At 64.1% G+C, this 933-nt stretch carries 1 protein-coding gene; it reads left to right on the top strand.

Features of this window, described 5'->3' with window-relative positions:
• On the top strand, window positions 1-933 hold a 933-nt coding region (locus Q1B40_RS24675), incomplete at both ends, for a DUF5801 repeats-in-toxin domain-containing protein (protein ID WP_367279197.1).

Genomic DNA, 933 nt, shown 5'->3' with positions numbered 1-933 from the left:
CACGGGTGTTGCGTCCATCGAGACGGTGACCTGGACGAGCGAGACGACCAACGTTGGAACCACGGTTTGGACGGCAAAGGGCGATGCGAGCGGCGACACCGTCGCAACGCTGACAGTCGGTAACGACGGTTCCTACAGCTTCGTTCAGTCTGCACCGCTGGTGCACGGTTCTGACGATGCCACCGAAAGCGACGACCTCGACCTGACCTTCATGTTCCGCGTGACGGACGGAGACGGCGACACCGCCAACAGCAAGCTTACCGTCTCCATCGATGACGACACGCCTGTCGTCAGCAATCCCGGTGGCAGCGCCCCGGGTGTGTCGAATGCGGTTCTTGACGAAGATGACATTCTGGTCTCCGGTGACCAGCCGGCCGGCACCGATGGCGGTGTTGCGTCGGATCAGCGGGTGGCCACGGGCAACCTGCGGGTTGACTTCGGTGCGGACGGCTTCAAGTCGACGGCCTTCTCCGGTGCCTTCGTCGTGCCCAACGAGAACAGCGACACGCTTGTTGCCGGCGGCCCCGGCATCGACAGCGGGCTGACCTCCGACGGCCGGCCGATCTTCTTCGTACTGTCGGCTGACGGGCAGACTCTGTCCGGTGTGACACCGGGCGGTCCGGGCCTGGCACGCGAGACGATCTTTACCGCCGAGCTGAACGACAGCGATGCCGGCTACACGGTCACGCTTCTGGGCAATATCGATCATCAGGCACCGGACGGCGTGCCTGGCGGACGCGACGAAGGTCAGTCGATCAACCTGACGGTGGTGGCCACCGACGGAGATGACGATACCCTCGATGTGACCCTGTCGATCCGCATCGTGGACGATGCACCGGTCGTCAGCAATCCCGGTGGCAGCGCCCCGGGTGTGTCGAATGCGGTTCTTGACGAAGATGACATTCTGGTCTCCGGTGACCAGCCGGCCGGCAC

The sequence above is a fragment of the uncultured Roseibium sp. genome, from assembly GCF_947496995.1.
GTDB lineage: Bacteria > Pseudomonadota > Alphaproteobacteria > Rhizobiales > Stappiaceae > Roseibium.
Note: the sequence above shows the minus strand (reverse complement) of the source record. Positions and strands in the feature narration are given on the sequence as shown.